11 protein-coding genes are annotated in these 15,555 nt (G+C 69.9%); 7 read left to right on the top strand and 4 right to left on the bottom strand.

Going from position 1 to position 15,555, the window contains the following annotated elements:
* The first annotated feature begins 70 nt into the window (after nucleotides 1–70).
* Entirely contained in the window at nucleotides 71–445 is a 375-nt protein-coding gene (locus ACWD3H_RS23250) for an Rv3654c family TadE-like protein (protein ID WP_451956434.1), read from the top strand.
* 519 nt (nucleotides 446–964) lie between these two features.
* Entirely contained in the window at nucleotides 965–3,019 is a 2,055-nt protein-coding gene (locus ACWD3H_RS23245) for a hypothetical protein (protein WP_451956433.1), read from the top strand.
* A gap of 59 nt (nucleotides 3,020–3,078) precedes the next feature.
* On the opposite strand, the gene ACWD3H_RS23240 is transcribed toward ACWD3H_RS23245, so the two are convergent.
* Nucleotides 3,079–5,361, bottom strand: a complete 2,283-nt coding sequence (locus ACWD3H_RS23240; RefSeq protein ID WP_451956453.1) for a DEAD/DEAH box helicase — start codon at nucleotides 5,359–5,361, stop codon at nucleotides 3,079–3,081.
* A gap of 223 nt (nucleotides 5,362–5,584) precedes the next feature.
* Here ACWD3H_RS23240 and ACWD3H_RS23235 point away from each other — a divergent pair, with 223 nt between their 5' ends.
* From ACWD3H_RS23235 to ACWD3H_RS23215, 5 genes are all read left to right on the top strand, one after another.
* Nucleotides 5,585–5,935 carry an STAS domain-containing protein gene (locus ACWD3H_RS23235; protein WP_030916965.1) on the top strand — a complete coding sequence of 117 codons (351 nt, stop codon included), beginning with the start codon at nucleotides 5,585–5,587 and terminating at the stop codon, nucleotides 5,933–5,935.
* 2 nt (nucleotides 5,936–5,937) lie between these two features.
* Nucleotides 5,938–6,384, top strand: a complete 447-nt coding sequence (locus ACWD3H_RS23230; protein WP_355550635.1) for an ATP-binding protein — start codon at nucleotides 5,938–5,940, stop codon at nucleotides 6,382–6,384.
* Between the two features lie 424 nt (nucleotides 6,385–6,808).
* On the top strand, nucleotides 6,809–9,142 hold the full coding sequence (locus ACWD3H_RS23225) for a sodium-translocating pyrophosphatase (protein WP_355550633.1): 2,334 nt from the start codon (nucleotides 6,809–6,811) through the stop codon (nucleotides 9,140–9,142).
* 181 nt (nucleotides 9,143–9,323) lie between these two features.
* Nucleotides 9,324–9,800: a SixA phosphatase family protein gene (locus ACWD3H_RS23220; protein WP_451956432.1), complete on the top strand. Its 477-nt coding sequence runs from the start codon at nucleotides 9,324–9,326 to the stop codon at nucleotides 9,798–9,800.
* 59 nt (nucleotides 9,801–9,859) lie between these two features.
* Nucleotides 9,860–11,953 carry an FUSC family protein gene (locus ACWD3H_RS23215; RefSeq protein ID WP_451956431.1) on the top strand — a complete coding sequence of 698 codons (2,094 nt, stop codon included), beginning with the start codon at nucleotides 9,860–9,862 and terminating at the stop codon, nucleotides 11,951–11,953.
* A 42-nt stretch (nucleotides 11,954–11,995) separates the two neighbouring features.
* Here ACWD3H_RS23215 and serB read toward each other — a convergent pair whose 3' ends face one another.
* The 3 genes from serB to ACWD3H_RS23200 all read right to left on the bottom strand — a co-directional run bounded on the left by serB (nucleotide 11,996) and on the right by ACWD3H_RS23200 (nucleotide 15,461).
* The gene (gene serB / locus ACWD3H_RS23210) at nucleotides 11,996–13,216 is read right to left on the bottom strand and encodes a phosphoserine phosphatase SerB (protein ID WP_350930256.1); all 1,221 of its coding nucleotides are present in this window, start codon (nucleotides 13,214–13,216) and stop codon (nucleotides 11,996–11,998) included.
* 76 nt (nucleotides 13,217–13,292) lie between these two features.
* Entirely contained in the window at nucleotides 13,293–14,084 is a 792-nt protein-coding gene (locus tag ACWD3H_RS23205) for an IclR family transcriptional regulator (RefSeq protein ID WP_350958991.1), read from the bottom strand.
* An 84-nt stretch (nucleotides 14,085–14,168) separates the two neighbouring features.
* Nucleotides 14,169–15,461, bottom strand: a complete 1,293-nt coding sequence (locus ACWD3H_RS23200; RefSeq protein ID WP_451956430.1) for a hypothetical protein — start codon at nucleotides 15,459–15,461, stop codon at nucleotides 14,169–14,171.
* Nucleotides 15,462–15,555 lie beyond the last annotated feature (94 nt).

The raw sequence follows: 15,555 nt of genomic DNA, 5'->3' as shown, positions 1-15,555 counted from the left end.
TCCTGGGGAGAGCGGCTTCTCGTCAAGCCGCTCTCGCAGCCTCACGAAGGGCAGATCCTGCCCGCAGGATATGGATGACGGTAGGGCTGAGCGGGGGTCGGCCACCATCTGGACGGTCGGGCTCATGGCTTTGCTCTTCGCGGTCGCGGCGGCGGTCATGGTCGCGGGCACGGCTCGGGTCGCGCGCCACCGAGCGCAGAGTGCCGCCGACCTGAGCGCGCTCACCGCCGCTCGGCTGGCTTTCGCGGACCCGGACCGGAGTTGCGCAAGGGCCTCCCTGCTCGCTGTGGACAACGGGGTCAGGGTCATCCGCTGTTCCGTGGGAAATGACGGCATCGCGGAGATCGAGGTGACCATGGACGTCTCGCTTCCCCTGAAGGGAGAGGTGGCGATCAACGCCAGGGCACGTGCCGGCCCTGTCCACATTGCTGATTCAGGCCGGTGAAGGAAAGCACGTCAGGAATCCGATGGGAGCCGACCGGAAAGCAGTTGAGTACGGCTTCAAAGGGCGGATGCGGCAGGAACAGACATCCGCGCCGGGCACGCGCCGATGAAATGGGAGCCCCCGGCAAGGAAACGCCGCGACGGCAACGCGGCAGAGCACTGCTCCGCACAGACGGACACCGAGAATCGGCGGACGGAAGCCTTCGGGAAACCGGGTGTACGAAGCCTTCGGGAAACAAGGTCGCAATAAAATCACGACTTCTTGGACGGCGTGTCCAAGAGTCCGAAAGCTCACGTAAGGTGCCGCTTACCGGTGATCCGTGCTGTTTCCCGATCGGCCTGGGGAGGGTGAGATGCGAATCGCCAGGTCACACGACATCATCGGGCGGTCTCGCGATCTCGGGGCCGGAGGGCGGAGCCGGTGCGAGCCGGTCGGGAGGGGGGAACGGTCTGGCCGCCGGGTGACCGTACGGGTGGCGGATGGCCGGCTGGCGCGCGGTTCTCGACGAAGGGAAACGTCGTGACAACAGTTCGCAGACTGGTCGCCATGGCGGTGATCGCGCCGATCATATCCATGTTCTTCGTGCTCACCGCCGCGAATCCGGCGCAGGCCGTGGCGCGGCTGAAGGTCCCGTCCCGGGTGACCTCCAACAGCACAGTGATCCTTTCCGGCAGAGTCGATCTTCTGTTCGACGCGGTCCTTTTCGTCAATGGCAGGCAGGTGGCGAAGGGAGATCAAAAGGTCTCCTATGCCTGGAATCCTCGTTATCACCGGAACGGCAGTTACCGGATCAGGCTTGAACAGCGGGGCAAGGTGCTCGGAGCCGAATGGCACCAGACCAGCAGGACCCTGGTCCAGGCCGTTCCTCCGGCGACGCCGAGCGGGGTGAGCGTCCGGTTGTACGGCAAGCAGGTGGTCGTCAGATGGAGCAGGGGTGCCGAGCCCGACCTGCAGGGTTACGTGATCTCCACGAGCCGGACCGGCAGGGTCGGGTCCGTGCGGGTGGGCAGCGCGTGTTCCGGTGGTTCATGCAGGGCGACCCTGGCCGTTCCGGGGAAGGCGGCCGGACAGCGGATCGGGTTCACGGTGCGGGCCCTGCGCGGCAACGGCGGTGGCGGCACGCTCTCCTCAGGTAACTCGGCCGGCGCCTCGGTGAAGGTGCCGGCGGCCACGGTGGCGAAGAGCGGCAGGAAAACCGGTGGCCAGGAGAGTTCCGGCACCCGGAGCGGATCGCACCAGAGCGACACGGGCAGTCGGCAGAACACCGAGAAAAGCGGGAAGAGGAGCGAGAACAAGCAGGCCGGAGTCCACGACCTTCCGCAGTTGCCCGCGAAGAAGCCCACGGCGGCCTCGAATCGGCCGTCGGGAACAGCGGGCGCGCCAACGGAGAAGCCCGGGGTTTCGGAAAAGGCGGAGAACGGCGGCGACGCCACCTTGTCGGTCGCCGAGCCGGCCGAGGAGACGAATGAGGGGACCGGCGGCGATCGGGAGAAGAAGGAAGGCGCGGACAGTGCCCCCGACTCCGGAGCGGCCGGCGAGACCGAGGCGGACTCCGCCCCGAATACGAACACCACAGCAGGGTCATCTGACGTACCGACCGGCGGTATGAGTCAGTACGGCGTGTTCATCGCCGGTGCTCTCGTCCTGCTGCTTCTCGGCGCGCACGGTGGCGCCTGGATCCGTCGCAGGCTACTGGCCGCGGGGGACGGTTCCGCCGGCGGAGACAGGCGCCGTGGTGGAGGGAGCGACGGGCAGACCACGCCCTTCATGCCCGAGCCGCTCGGTGGGAGGGACTCGAAGGGGGACGCCAGGACGGCGGGCCGAGGCGGTACGGCGGACAGGAGTGGCACGACCGGCAGCGGCGGCAGGGGTGGTGTGGCGGGCAAGGGCGGCACCGCTGTCACTGTCGATCCACGGCGTCCCGCGGTCATTCTCGCCGTGGTCAAGACCGGCCTGGCCCCGGGGAGCCCGTCGCCCGATTCCCGTGCTTCGGTCCGCCCCCACTCTCCCGGGCAGTCTCCGGATCGGTCTGCCCCGGATCGGCTCGTGCCGGAGCGGAACGTCTCGGCCGAGCCGGCTCCAGCCCGGCGCGTCCCGGCTCAGCGCATCTCGATCAGGGATGTCCCGGTTCAGCCGATCTCGGTTCAGCCGGCTTCGGTTCGGCTGGCCTCGGTTCGGAGAGCCGCTGACCGCGAGACGGAGGCACAGCGGGCGGGGACCCGTCAGGCAGAGGGCGAGCACGCGGAGGGCGAGCACGCGGAGATTGAATACGCGGAGGCCGAGTACGCGGAGACCGGGCAGGCAGGTCACGCTGGACGGCCGGACGCGGGTCCCGCTCCCGGCGCAGTGCCGCTCTCCGAGGCCGGTGATGTCGGCCAGGCCGCGGCCCGGACGGCTGACCGGTGGGACGACTACCTTCCGCCCGCGCCCCGTTCCATGGAGGACAGCGGGTTCTGGGAGCGCCCGCAGCCCGGCGCGACCGATTTCTGGGCCGAGGACCGTAACGACGACGAGCGACGAGATCGCGATGGCCTCTCACCCTCGGGGCATCGCTTCACCCCCGATATGAGCTGATCCGTCACAGTCTCCGGCAGACCGGTGCCCCGGCCCGCTGCCGGTGTGTTCCGCGGCCCTCACATCCGCGGCTCGTCGGAGGAGAGCAGGACGGCCAGCAGGCGGAGGGCTCCGGCCTTGTCGAGGGGTTCGTTGCCGTTGCCGCACTTGGGGGACTGGATACACGAGGGGCAGCCGCGTTCGCACTCGCACGAGGCGATGGCCTCGCGGGTGGCCGTGAGCCAGTCGCGCGCACGGGCGTAACCGCGCTCGGCGAAGCCGGCGCCGCCCTCGTGCCCGTCGTAGACGAAGACGGTGAGCAGCCCCGTGTCGGCGTGGAGTTCGGTGGAGACGCCTCCGATGTCCCAGCGGTCGCAGGTCGCGAAGAGCGGCAGCAGGCCGATGGAGGCGTGTTCGGCCGCGTGCGCGGCGCCGCCGAGGTCCAGGCCGTCCTCGATCAAGGGAATGATCGCCGAGGTGGGCAGCGTCCACCAGACGGCGCGGGTCCGCAGCGTGCGCGGGGGCAGGTCGAGGGGTTCGTCTCCCATGAGCTCGCCGCTCTGGGCCCGGCGCTTGAGATAGGCCACGACCTGGCTGGTCACCTCCACCGAGCCGAAGTGGAGCTCTCCAGGACCGAGGGGGTGCGAGCTGAGGGACTCGATGACCGAGATATCGGTGACATCCCTGGCGAAGGTCGTGTAGTCGGGGGCCCCGGCCTCGACCAGCGCGACCCCCGCCTCCAGGTCGAGTTCGGCCACCAGGAACGTCTCTCCCTGGTGCACGTAGACGGCGCCGGCGTGCACGGTGGAGTGAGCCGAGGGCTCGTCCACGGTGCCGAGCAGCCGTCCGGTGGACATCTCGACGACCTGGACCGGCGCGGCGCCCGACCCGCGGATGTCGGCGAGATCGGTGGCGCGTCCCCTGCTGGTCCAGAACCAGCCCGCGGCGCGTTCTCTGAGTAGCCCGTCACCGACCAGGTCCGCGAGCACCTCCTTGCTGGTGGGGCCGAAGATGTCCAGGTCGTCGTGGGTCAGCGGGATCTCGGCGGCCGCCGCGCACAGGTGGGGGCCCAGCACGTACGGATTGCCGGGATCGAGCACGATCGTCTCCACCGGCCTGCCGAACAGGGCTTCGGGATGGTGGACGAGATAGGTGTCCAGGGGGTCGTCCCTGGCGATCAGCACCGCCAGCGCGTCCTGCCCGTCCCTTCCGGCCCGCCCGGCCTGCTGCCAGAGTGAGGCCCGGGTTCCCGGCCACCCCGCGATGAGCACGGCGTCCAGCCCGGAGACGTCGACGCCGAGTTCCAGGGCGTTGGTCGTCGCCAGGCCGAGCAGCTCGCCCGAACGCAGTGCCTTTTCCAGCCCCCTGCGATCCTCGGCCAGATAGCCCGCCCGGTAGGCCGCCACCTTGTCGGGCAGGTCCGCGGGCACGCTCCCGTCGGCGACGAGGTCGCCGAGCCTGGCCCGCGTGGTGAGGGCCACGGACTCGGCGGCCCGCCGGGAGCGGACGAAGGCCAGGGTCCGCACCTCGGAGACGACGAGGTCGGCCAGGAGGTCCGCGCTCTCGGCGGTCGCGGGGCGGCGGACGGGTGCCCCGCCCTCGCCCCGCAGATCGGTCAGGGGTGGCTCCCACAGTGCGAAGGTGGTCGAGCCTCGGGGAGAGGCGTCCGTGGTCACCTCGGCCATCTGGAGGCCTGTCAGACGTCTCGCGAAGGCCCCGGGCTCGCTGGCCGTCGCCGAGGAGAGCAGGAAGGTCGGGTGTGAGCCGTAGCGCGCGCAGATCCGGCGCAGGCGGCGCAGGATCTGGGCGACGTGGGAGCCGAACACGCCTCGGTAGCCGTGGCACTCGTCCACGACGACCATCCGGAGCCGCCGCCAGAAGGCCGACCACTGGGCGTGACGGGGCAGCAGGCCGCGATGGAGCATGTCCGGGTTGGTGAGGACGTAGTTGGCGTGCCTGCGTACCCAGGTCCGCTCCTCGAAGGAGGTGTCGCCGTCATAGGTGGCGGCACGGAGCTCGGGCGGGTCGAGCTCGCGCAGCGTGCGGAGCTGGTCGGCGGCCAGAGCCTTGCTGGGGGACAGGTAGAGGATCGTGCCGCCGTCGAGCGTCGCGGAAAGCGCCGGGACCAGGTAGGAGAGGGACTTGCCCGAGGCGGTCCCGGTGGAGATGATCACGTTTTGGCCACGGTGGGCCAGCTCGGCGGCCTCGGCCTGATGCGGCCACAGGCCAGAAACGCCGTGGTTCGCCCAGCGCGTAACCAATCGCTGGTCAACCCAGTCCGGCCACCGGGTCTTACCGGCCTGACGTGCGGGAACGTGCTCCACATGGGTGACACGCGCGCGACGTGCGGGAACATCGAGCAGGCGATTGAGGGCGTTACCCGCTCGGAGGGGCGAGGATGAGGGCGGGGTCACTGGTTTCAGTCTCACATCTGTGGGCAGAGTCGCCGGGAATCGTGATTTCGTATAGACACTGAGCGTACGCATGGTTGAATGCCGCGCGTCGGGGCTTGTCGTCCGGGGGTCATCCGGTCCCAGGAGGGCATGCTCGAATCGGTACTTTCGCAGGCAAGGCGCTGGAGGATCTGTGGATCTGAAGTTGGACCACCATTCCGAGGACCGTCTCACCATCGTTGAGGTCGAGGGTGAGATTGATGTCTACACCGCGCCCAGATTGCGTGAGCTCCTGATCGACCTGGTCAACAAGGGGAATTTCCACCTGCTCGTCAACATGGAGAAGGTCGACTTCCTTGACTCCACGGGCCTTGGTGTCCTGGTCGGCGGGCTCAAGCGAGTTAGGGCGCACGATGGCTCACTGGAGCTTGTCTGCACTCAGGAGCGCATCCTGAAGATTTTCCGGATCACCGGGCTGACGAAGGTCTTCGGTATCTACGCCTCGGTTGATGAAGCCAAGGAAGCTCACGGTCGAGACAAGTAGTCGTGGCTACCGTCGAACTGACGTTCAGCGCTCTCCCCGCGCACGTGCGCACGGCGCGTCTGGTCGCCACGGCGATCGCCAGACGCACCGGTGTGCAGGAGTCGTTGCTGGACGAGGTACGGCTCGCTGTCGGTGAGGCGTGCTCGCGGGCCGTGGAGGCGCACCGCCTCCACTGTCCGGGAGAGCCGATCCGTATCGAGCTACGTGATGACTCAGGGCGCTTCGAGGTGACCGTCACCGACTCCGCCCCCAGTGACGAACTGGAGCAGGATCGCGCCCTCCTGGGGTTCGACGATCCGTTCGGGCAACTTCCCGATGATCTGATGTCCGGCCTCGGCATCGCGGTCATCGTGGGACTGGCCGACGATGTTCAGGTCTACCCGAGCCAGAAGGGCATGTGCATCCGCATGAGCTGGCCCGCGGCGACGAACGGCCTGTCTCCGGCCTGACAGAAGACTTCGAACAGCCGGGCGTGTCCATCTGGACACGCCCGGCTGTTCGTCGTGCGGAGCCCAGTTTTAGACAAAACATAACCACGATTTTTCCCACCCGAAATTGGGTGGAAACAGAGGCTGGTGGGGTAGGTGTGACAGGCGAAATGCCGTTATAAGCAGGCCGGTCGGTAAAAGGTGCTGGACTCGGCGTCAATTGTCCGCAGGCAGAGGCTTCATATCCGCGTCCTCGCTGCGTAGACTCCCGGGACCGGCCAAGGTTTATCCTTCGGAGCGGCCCGCACGCGAGCCGTCCTCCGTGGGGGTCTGCAACTGGAAGCGGCACTGCCAACCATCCCGGATGTGCGCCGCTCCGCTCGTCTAACCACTTCGGCAGCGCACTCCGGGCAGGACGTGTTCCCGTCTTGCCAAGGAGAGTCGGATGTCTGTGCTCCATCTCGCCGCTGTCGAAGAGCCAGCGGTATCCCTGAGTGGTTACCACTTCAACATCGTGATCGTGGTCGCCGTCGTGGCACTGCTCGCACTCGCCGTCGCCGGCACACTGGTGCGGGAAGTGCTGGCCGCCGGCCAAGGCACCGAGCGTATGCAAAACATCGCGCGAGCCGTCCAGGAAGGGGCTTCGGCGTATCTTACCCGGCAGTTCCGGACGCTCGCGCTGTTCGTCATCCTGATCCCGTTCCTGCTGTACCTCCTCCCGGCGGAGACGACCGGCGTGCGGATCGGCAGATCGGCTTTCTTCGTCGTCGGCGCGCTGTTCTCCGCGCTGACCGGATTCATCGGCATGTGGCTGGCGGTCCGCGGCAACGTCCGCGTCGCCGCCGCCGCCCGCGAGTCGGGTGAGAAGATCGCGATGCGGATCGCCTTCCGCACCGGCGGCGTGGCCGGAATGATCACCGTTGGCCTCGGCCTTCTCGGCGCGGCCGTGGTGGTGATCACCTACGGGGGCAGCGCCCCGGCCGTGCTGGAGGGCTTCGGCTTCGGTGCCGCGCTGCTCGCGATGTTCATGCGAGTCGGCGGCGGTATCTTCACCAAGGCCGCCGACGTCGGCGCCGACCTGGTCGGCAAGGTCGAGCAGGGCATTCCCGAGGACGATCCGCGCAACGCCGCCACCATCGCCGACAACGTGGGCGACAACGTGGGCGACTGCGCGGGCATGGCCGCCGACCTGTTCGAGTCCTACGCGGTCATGCTCGTCGCCAGCCTGATCCTGGGCAAGGTGGCCTTCGGCGTCGAGGGACTGGTGTTCCCGATGATCGTGCCGATGATCGGTGTGATCACGGCGATCATCGGCATCTTCGTCACCGCCCCGCGCGCCGGCGACCGCAACGCGATGGCCGCGATCAACCGGGGCTTCTTCATCTCGGCGGCCATCTCGGCCGTCCTCGTCGCGGTCGCGGCCTACCTCTACCTGCCGGCCAGCTTCTCCGGGCTGACCGGGGTGAGCCCGGAGATCGCCGCGATCACCTCCGACCCGCGCCTGATCGCGATCGGGGCGGTGCTCATCGGCCTGGTGCTGGCAAGCGCCATCCAGATCCTCACCGGGTACTTCACCGAGACGAACCGCCGTCCGGTGCGGGACATCGGCGAGAGCTCCCGCACCGGTCCCGCCACGGTCATCCTGTCCGGCATCAGCGTCGGCCTGGAGTCGGCCGTCTACTCCGCGCTGGTCATCGGAGCCGCCGTCTACGGCGCGTTCCTGCTGGGCTTCGGCAACGTCACGGTCGCGCTGTTCGCCGTGGCACTGGCGGGCACGGGCCTGCTGACCACGGTCGGCGTGATCGTGTCGATGGACACCTTCGGTCCTGTCTCCGACAACGCCCAGGGCATCGCCGAGATGTCCGGGGACGTCGAGGGCGAGGGCGCCCAGGTCCTCACCTCGCTGGACGCCGTCGGAAACACCACCAAGGCCATCACCAAGGGCATCGCGATCGCCACGGCCGTGCTCGCCGCGACCGCGCTGTTCGGCGCGTTCCGTACGGCGGTCGAGAGCGAGCTGGTCAAGGCGGGCGCGTCCGTCAAGGAGGCGCTGGGCTCCTTCAGCACGTTCAGCCTGAGCGTCGACTCCCCGAACGTGCTGGTCGGCCTGATCATCGGCGCCGCGGTGGTGTTCATGTTCTCCGGCCTCGCGATCATGGCGGTCGGCCGCGCGGCCGGTCGGGTGGTCTTCGAGGTACGCGAGCAGTTCCGCACCAAGCCGGGGATCATGGCCGGCACGGAGTTGCCCGACTACGGCAGGGTCGTGGACATCTGCACCCGCGACTCGCTGCGGGAGCTGGCCACGCCCGGCCTGCTGGCCGTGCTGACCCCGATCGCCGTCGGTTTCGCCCTCGGCTACGCGCCGCTCGGCGCGTTCCTGGCCGGTGCCATCGCGTGCGGCACGCTCATGGCGGTGTTCCTGGCCAACTCCGGCGGAGCCTGGGACAACGCCAAGAAGCTCGTCGAGGACGGTCACCACGGCGGCAAGGGCTCGCAGGCCCACGAGGCCACCATCATCGGTGACACCGTCGGTGACCCGTTCAAGGACACCGCCGGACCGGCGATCAACCCGCTCCTCAAGGTGATGAACCTGGTGGCGCTGCTGATCGCCCCGGCCGTGGTGGCCTACGCGGACAACCCGACGCTGCGCATCGGCATCACGGTGCTCGCGGTGGGCGTCGTCATCGCCGCGGTGGTCATCTCCAAGCGTCGTTCGGCGGGCATCGCCCCGACGGAGGAGAACAACAGCGACCGCGAGCCGGAGCAGGTCTCCAGCTGAGCAATGTTTGACGAAGGGGTGCACGGGCCGCGTGCACCCCTTCTGCATGTGCGGACCGTCTCGGTGGGAAACTGGCCGATATGGAACAGCAGCCCTCCGGAGGCAGAACTCTCATCCTCATCCTGCTGGCGATGGCCGCGGTGTTCGCGGTGATCGTGGGCCTTGCCATGTGGGCTTCGAGATGACGGCGCGCACGCTCGTCGTGCTGCGTCACGCCAAGGCGGTCAGCGCCTCGGGTCTCGCCGATCGCGAGCGTCCCCTCAGCGCCGACGGCGAGCACGACGCCCGCAGGGTCGGTGAGGCCCTCGCCGCGCGGAGCCTCCGCCCCGACCTGGTGATCTGCTCGCCGTCGGTGCGCACCCGGCAGACCGCGAACCTGGCCCTTCCCGGTGCGGACCTCCTTTTCGAACCGGCCGTCTACGAGGCCTACCCCGACGAGCTGCTGACGCTGATCCGGCGGAGTGATCCGCAGGTGCGCACGCTGGTCCTGGTCGGTCACAACCCCGGCGTCCACGAGCTGATCAGGCAGCTCACCGAGGAGGACGACGGCGACGCAGGGTTCCCGCCAGGGGCGTTCGCCGTCATCGAGGTGGACGGCGAGTGGGCGGAGCTCGACGCCGGTCGCGGGATCGCCAGATGGAGTCCCAAGAAGCCCTGAGTGCCAGGGCGTAACGAGGCGTAACGAGGCACGGGGGAGCTCCCGGGATCGGGGGTGGCATGCGCAGGCTCGTCGACATGCTGCGTGCCGACTTCCGGCTCTCCGGGCCTCCCGCCTGGACGTACGGCCTGCTGTGCATGCTGGTCGTCTGCCTCCCGCTGCTGCTCGGCGTTCTCCTCGGCCGTCTCGCGGAGGGCGCCTCGGTGGCTCTGGGCGGCTATCTGACGCTCTTCGGCGACGCCCCCGGGCAGCTGTACGGCGACCGGGTCAGAAGGTTGCTCACCACCACGGCCACCGTCACGCTCGGCTCCGGACTCGGCGCGCTCATCCACCCCCACCCGTGGCCGATCGCGGCCGTGGTGGTCGGCCTGGTCGCGGCGGCGGGCATCTACTGGCGGGCGCTGGGCATACCCGCGATCCTCTCCGTGACCTTGACCTACTTCGGCTCTTCCACCATGGGCGTTCTGTTCCACATGGGGGCCTCGGCCTGCGGTGGCCTGCTGGCCGTGCTGATGGTCATGACGATCTGGCCGTTACGCCGCCGCAGGCCGCTGCGCAGGACCGTGGAGGAGGCGGGTACGGCGCTCGCTGACCTCCTGGCCGGCGGGGGGCGGGCACCGCTCGCGGACGAGAGCTGGGAGTCGCTGCGCCACCGGGCCGCCACCGCGCTCAAGGATCTGGAGGCGGCGCTCTCCCTCTACCGGGTCGCCGGGGAGGACGACGGGTCGTCGGAGCGGCTCCCGGCCACGCTGACCCGCATCTTCCAGCAGACGATCGCGTTGCGCGTGTTGCGCGCGGCGGCCGTGGAGGCGAGGGCCGGGACGGAGTGGACCCGGGAGCTGGACGAGGCGATCGGGGCGCTGGCCCGCGCGCTGCGAGAGGCGGTACTGCTTGGCGGCTCGGCCGAGATGCCGGGGGCGCCGGCCGCCGTCGGGCGGTTCGCCGACAGGGTGGAGGAGATCCGCAGAACCGCTCGTGCGGGGGATGCGCCGCTGCCCGCGGCCGCGCTGCTGGGGCAGGTGACCCGGTGTGTGGACCGGATCGCGATGGCCGTGCGCTCGGTGGAGCGGCAGGTGGCGGAGAGCGTCGAGGTGGGGCCGCGCCTGCCGAAGTTCGTACGGCCGGGAAAACCGGTGATCATGACCGGTTACCACCCGATCAGAGTGGGCCTGGCGGTGACCGCGGCCATGGTGCTGATGATGGTGATCCACGAGCACTACGCCAAGTGGTTCGTGGTGACCGTGGCGGTCAGCCTCCGCCCGACCTATCGCGACACGGTGGATCGGGTGCGGCTGCGGGTGCTGGGCACGGCCGTGGGCGCGGTGGCCGGGGCGGTGGTGCTGGCGGTCGCGCCGGGCCATCTGTATCTGACGCTGTTCATCTCCGTCTGCGCGGCGTTGGGCTTCGCACTGCGCGGGTGCAGCTACGGATACTGGATGATGCTCGCGACACCGCTCTCGCTGATGCTGGCCGACTTCGCCCTGTCGCTCGACTGGGGCGCGGCCGAGGCCAGGGTGGTGCTCACGATCGCCGGAGGCGTGCTGGCGCTGCTCTTCGCCCGGCTGCTGTGGTCCAGGGGGCACCGGGCCACGCTGACCGCCGCCATCGCGGAGATGCTCGATCGGCACGCCGCGCTGGTGCGGTCACTGATCGACCAGGACCCCAAGGAGGTGAACGTCCGGATCTCCTCGGCGTCCGACGCCACCGGTCGGCTCGCCGACTCGCTCGACGGACTGGACAAGGAGCCGGGCGGCGGCGCGCCGCGGCGCCTGCGGGATGCGGTGACGGTGGCCGGGCGGCTGCGGGACAACGCGCTCGCGCTGTTCGCGATACCGCCACCCGGGAACGAGGCCGGGCCCACGGTGACGGTCCTCGACCTCGTCGCCGACCGGTTGGAGAGGGCCGCCGAGGGGGTCAGGACGGACCGGCCGGGAACGCCGCCTGACGATCTGGACCGGGCCCTCGACGAACTCGGCGCGTACGTGGACGAGCTGGCCGCCCGCCGCCTGGACGAACTGGCCGAGGGGGCGGGCGACAGGATGACGGGTCTGCGGCGCAGCATCAGGCACGCCGCCGCCGCGTGGCCCGCCCTGCGGGGTCTCAGCGCCGAAGCCGTACGGTTGGCCTCCCTGACCGCCCCAAGGACCTGTTAGCCGCGATCGTCCGGGGGACGAAGGCGGCCAGGGCCGGTGTGTTCAGCGGTTGGTGATGACGCCGTCCTCGGCGTCGGCGTCCTCCACCTCGGCGCGGGGGATGCCGAGCAGGTAGAGGATCGAGTCGAGGTAGGGCACGTTGACCGCGGTGTCCGCGGCGCGGCGGACCACCGGCTTGGCGTTGAACGCGATGCCGAGGCCGGCCGCCGCGATCATGTCCAGGTCGTTGGCGCCGTCGCCGATGGCGACGGTCTGGCTGATCGGGATGCCCGCCTCGCGGGCGAAGCGCTCCAGCGCCCGCGCCTTGCCAGGCCGGTCGACGATCTCCCCGACGACCCGCCCGGTGAGCACGCCGTCGACGACCTCCAGGGTGTTGGCCGCGGAGTAGTCGATCCCGAGGTCCTCCACGAGGGCATCGGTGAGCTGCGTGAACCCGCCGCTGACGATCGCGAACCGGTAGTCGAGCCGCTTGAGCGTCCGTACCAGCGTGCGGGCGCCGGGGGTCAGCACGAGTTCCTCGCGCACCTTCTCGAAGACCTCTTCTGAGAGGCCCTCCAGCAGTGCGACCCGGCGGCGCAGCGACTCGGCGAAGTCGAGCTCGCCGCGCATCGCCTCCTCGGTGACCCTGGCGACCTCCTCCAGGCAACCGGCGTGCGCCGCCAGCAGCTCGATCACCTCGGCCTGGATGAGCGTCGAGTCGACGTCCATCACGATCAGCCGCTTGGCCCTGCGGTGCAGGCCGGTCCGCTGCACGGCGACGTCCACCTGCTGGGCGTGCGCCTCGACGGCCAGCTCGGCCCGCAGGGTGTCGGGGTCGGCGCCGGACAGGGAGAGCTCGATGCAGGTCACCGGGTAGCTGGACAGGCGCTCGATCCGGTCGATGTTGGCGCCGGCCGCGGCGATCCGCCCCGAGATGCCCGCCATGGCGGCGGGCTGCAGCGGCGCGCCGAGCACGGTGACGTTGAGCCGTCCCCTGCGCCGCTTCTCCTTCGGGTCGGAGCCGGTGGACATCTCCACGTGCAGACCGAGATCTTCGGCGGTCCGCTCGACGGCGGTCCAGAGGGCACCGAGGGTGCCGCCGGTGCCGGTCGGTGTGTCGCCCGCGTAGGAGACGAGGACGCCGAGAGTGAGCCGGCCGCGGATGACGACCTGCTCCACGTCGGCGACGACAACGGGGAATCCGGCCAGAACAGAGAAGAGGCGTGAGGTCACGCCTGGGCGGTCCGGACCGGTCAACGTGATCAGAAGCGTGCGCTGGTTCATCGGGTCCTACGCTACTTGGCTCCGGTTTCGACCGTGAATGTGGTTCGCCATCCGGACACCTGGTGTTCACGGAACGTCAGTGACCAGGGGAATTCTGCTCCCTGCCCAGCTCGGCCGTCACCTCGGCCGCGGTCTGCCGCAGGGCTTCGGCGAGCGGGGAGTGGGTGCCCGCGGGAACCGAGGAGGTCGTGCCGACGATGGCCATCGCGGCCAGCAGAACCGGACCGCGGAACACGGGGGAGGCGATGCTGCGCACGCCGTTGACGGAGGGGGTGTTGGCCGAGATGTTGTCCTCGCGGATCTTCACGAGCTCCTGGCGCAGCTCGGGGGAGGCGGCCAGCTGCGCTTCGAGGCCGGGAACGTCCTCCGGGGGGAGGAAGGCGCAGAAGACCCGGCCCTGGGCGGACTCGGTCCGCGAGAGGCGCGAGCCCATCCGGACGCTGACCCTTATGGTGCGGTCGGTGTTGTCGTCGACGCGGACGACGACGGCGGTGTCGCCGTCCCAGACGCTCAGCACGACGGTCTCGTCGATCTCCCTGACGAGCCGCTGCATGTACGGCCCGGCGATGCCGATCACGGGCATGCCGACGCGGGCGGCGGCGGAGAGAGTGAGGATCTGCGGTCCCAGGGAGTACAGTGCCTCGCGCTCGTCGTAGCGGAGCAGGTTGCTCTCGCGCAGGGCCTTGGTGTACCGGTGCGCGGTGGCTTTGCTGGTGCCCAGGCTGGCGGTGAGCTGGTTGAGCGTCAGGTGCGGGCGGCTCACCGTGAACGCGCTGAGGATCATCGCGGCCCGCTGGACGGTCTGGATCGCCGGGGTTCTGTTCTCGCCCGCGACACCTTTCAGGCTAGGCACTGGGTCGTCACCCATGTTGGTTCCCTCGCGTTATGTATGGAAGCTCGGCGCCGAGAGTATATTTTGCATTGCGAGACAGCATCCTGCCATCCATAACATTCAATGTCGATGGCCCTGTCCCTCGACATCGCCGAGCGCGTGCCTGACGGCGATCCCGGCGTACAGCCGCGCGAAGCGCACCAGCGTCTGCGGATCGAAGACGTCCCGCCGGGGGTCGGCCGGGTCGGATCCGGCCGCCGGGCCGACCCTGGCGGTCGGGACCCCGTGGCCGCGCAGCACGACTCCGTCCGTCGAGCCCTTCCAGCCGGAGATGGCGGGCGGGGGTTCGCCGTGCTCGTCGTGCCAGGCGGCGATCGCGTGGCGGATCACCGGGGCGTCGGGTGAGGTCACCCCGGCGGGATGGACCAGCCGCGCGTCCACGCTCACCCGGCAGCCGTCCAGTGGCCCGCCGGGGATTTCGGCCCGCATCCTGGCGAGTACGGTCCGGGCGATCTCGTCGGGGTCGTCGCCGGGGACGGTGACCAGGTAGAGGTGGAGCTCCACGACGCCCGGCAGCAGGTCGGGCTTCTCCAGGAGCCCTCCCCGTACCGCGCCGATGCCGGCCTCGGCGGCGAGCTGGCGGCCGGCGCCCGCCCTGGCCGCCACGTGCTCGGTGCGCCACGACTCCAGGATCGCGGTGGCGGTGCCAAGGTTGGCGAGGAGCCCGCCGCCCGCGTCCCTGGCCAGCACCGGCCGGTAGGGGCCGCCCAGCCGTACGCGCAGGAAGATCGCTCCAGGCTCCTCGTGCAGGACGCCGCGCGGGCCGCACTTGGCGACCACCGCGGCCGAGGGCAGCGGGTGCGACCGGAGATGCTCGTCGATGCCCGCAGGCCCGGCGGGGGCGAACGGCGACGAGTGCGTGCCGCCCGAGGCCAGGAGCAGGGAGAGGCGGTGTGGCAGGCCGTGGTGTCGCAGGGCCGTGGCCGCGGCCACGTATCCCGCCAGCGCCGCGGCGGCGGGTGCGCGGGCGACGCCGAGGCCGAAACCCGCCAGCAGGCCGGACTCCGGATCCACGGAGAACGGCGCGGGCTCCTCGTCGATCCCGGTGGCCCACCGGTCGTGTTCGACGTCACCGGACAGGGAGGTGTCCAGGTGGGAGTAGAGGAGCAGTTCGGGCCCCGCGCCGCCGGCGGTGGACGTCAGGTTCGCCCCCTCGTCCCCGACCGCCTGGATGTTCCAGGGCAGCTCGGGCCAGCGGCTCCGGGCCCACGCCGCCAGCCGGGTCGCGGTCGCGCGCTCCCGGCCCCGGGGGCTGGGGCCGGCGGCCATCACCCGGATCGCCTCGACGATCGGCCCGCTGGAGATCGCCGCGCCCGTGGCGTGTCGCAGATGTCGCAGGGCATCGCTCTTCATGCTCACATGTTAACTCCATGCAAGACGCCATCTCGTATATTGACAATGCTTGCGGCTGAATCCTACTGTTCCCCCACGTTGCCGACGAGGGAGG

Source organism: Streptosporangium sp. NPDC002607, from assembly GCF_053592655.1.
The sequence above is the reverse complement of the archived record's forward strand: the minus strand, read 5'-3'. Positions and strand labels throughout refer to the sequence as shown.

Coding starts and splice junctions, on each gene's coding strand:
- ACWD3H_RS23215 (WP_451956431.1), top strand. CDS start 9,860: ATGCGCAGGCTCGTCGACATGCTGCGTGCCGACTTCCGGCTCTCCGGG.
- serB (WP_350930256.1), bottom strand. CDS start 13,216: ATGAACCAGCGCACGCTTCTGATCACGTTGACCGGTCCGGACCGCCCA.
- ACWD3H_RS23225 (WP_355550633.1), top strand. CDS start 6,809: ATGTCTGTGCTCCATCTCGCCGCTGTCGAAGAGCCAGCGGTATCCCTG.
- ACWD3H_RS23250 (WP_451956434.1), top strand. CDS start 71: ATGGATGACGGTAGGGCTGAGCGGGGGTCGGCCACCATCTGGACGGTC.
- ACWD3H_RS23220 (WP_451956432.1), top strand. CDS start 9,324: ATGACGGCGCGCACGCTCGTCGTGCTGCGTCACGCCAAGGCGGTCAGC.
- ACWD3H_RS23200 (WP_451956430.1), bottom strand. CDS start 15,461: ATGAAGAGCGATGCCCTGCGACATCTGCGACACGCCACGGGCGCGGCG.
- ACWD3H_RS23205 (WP_350958991.1), bottom strand. CDS start 14,084: ATGGGTGACGACCCAGTGCCTAGCCTGAAAGGTGTCGCGGGCGAGAAC.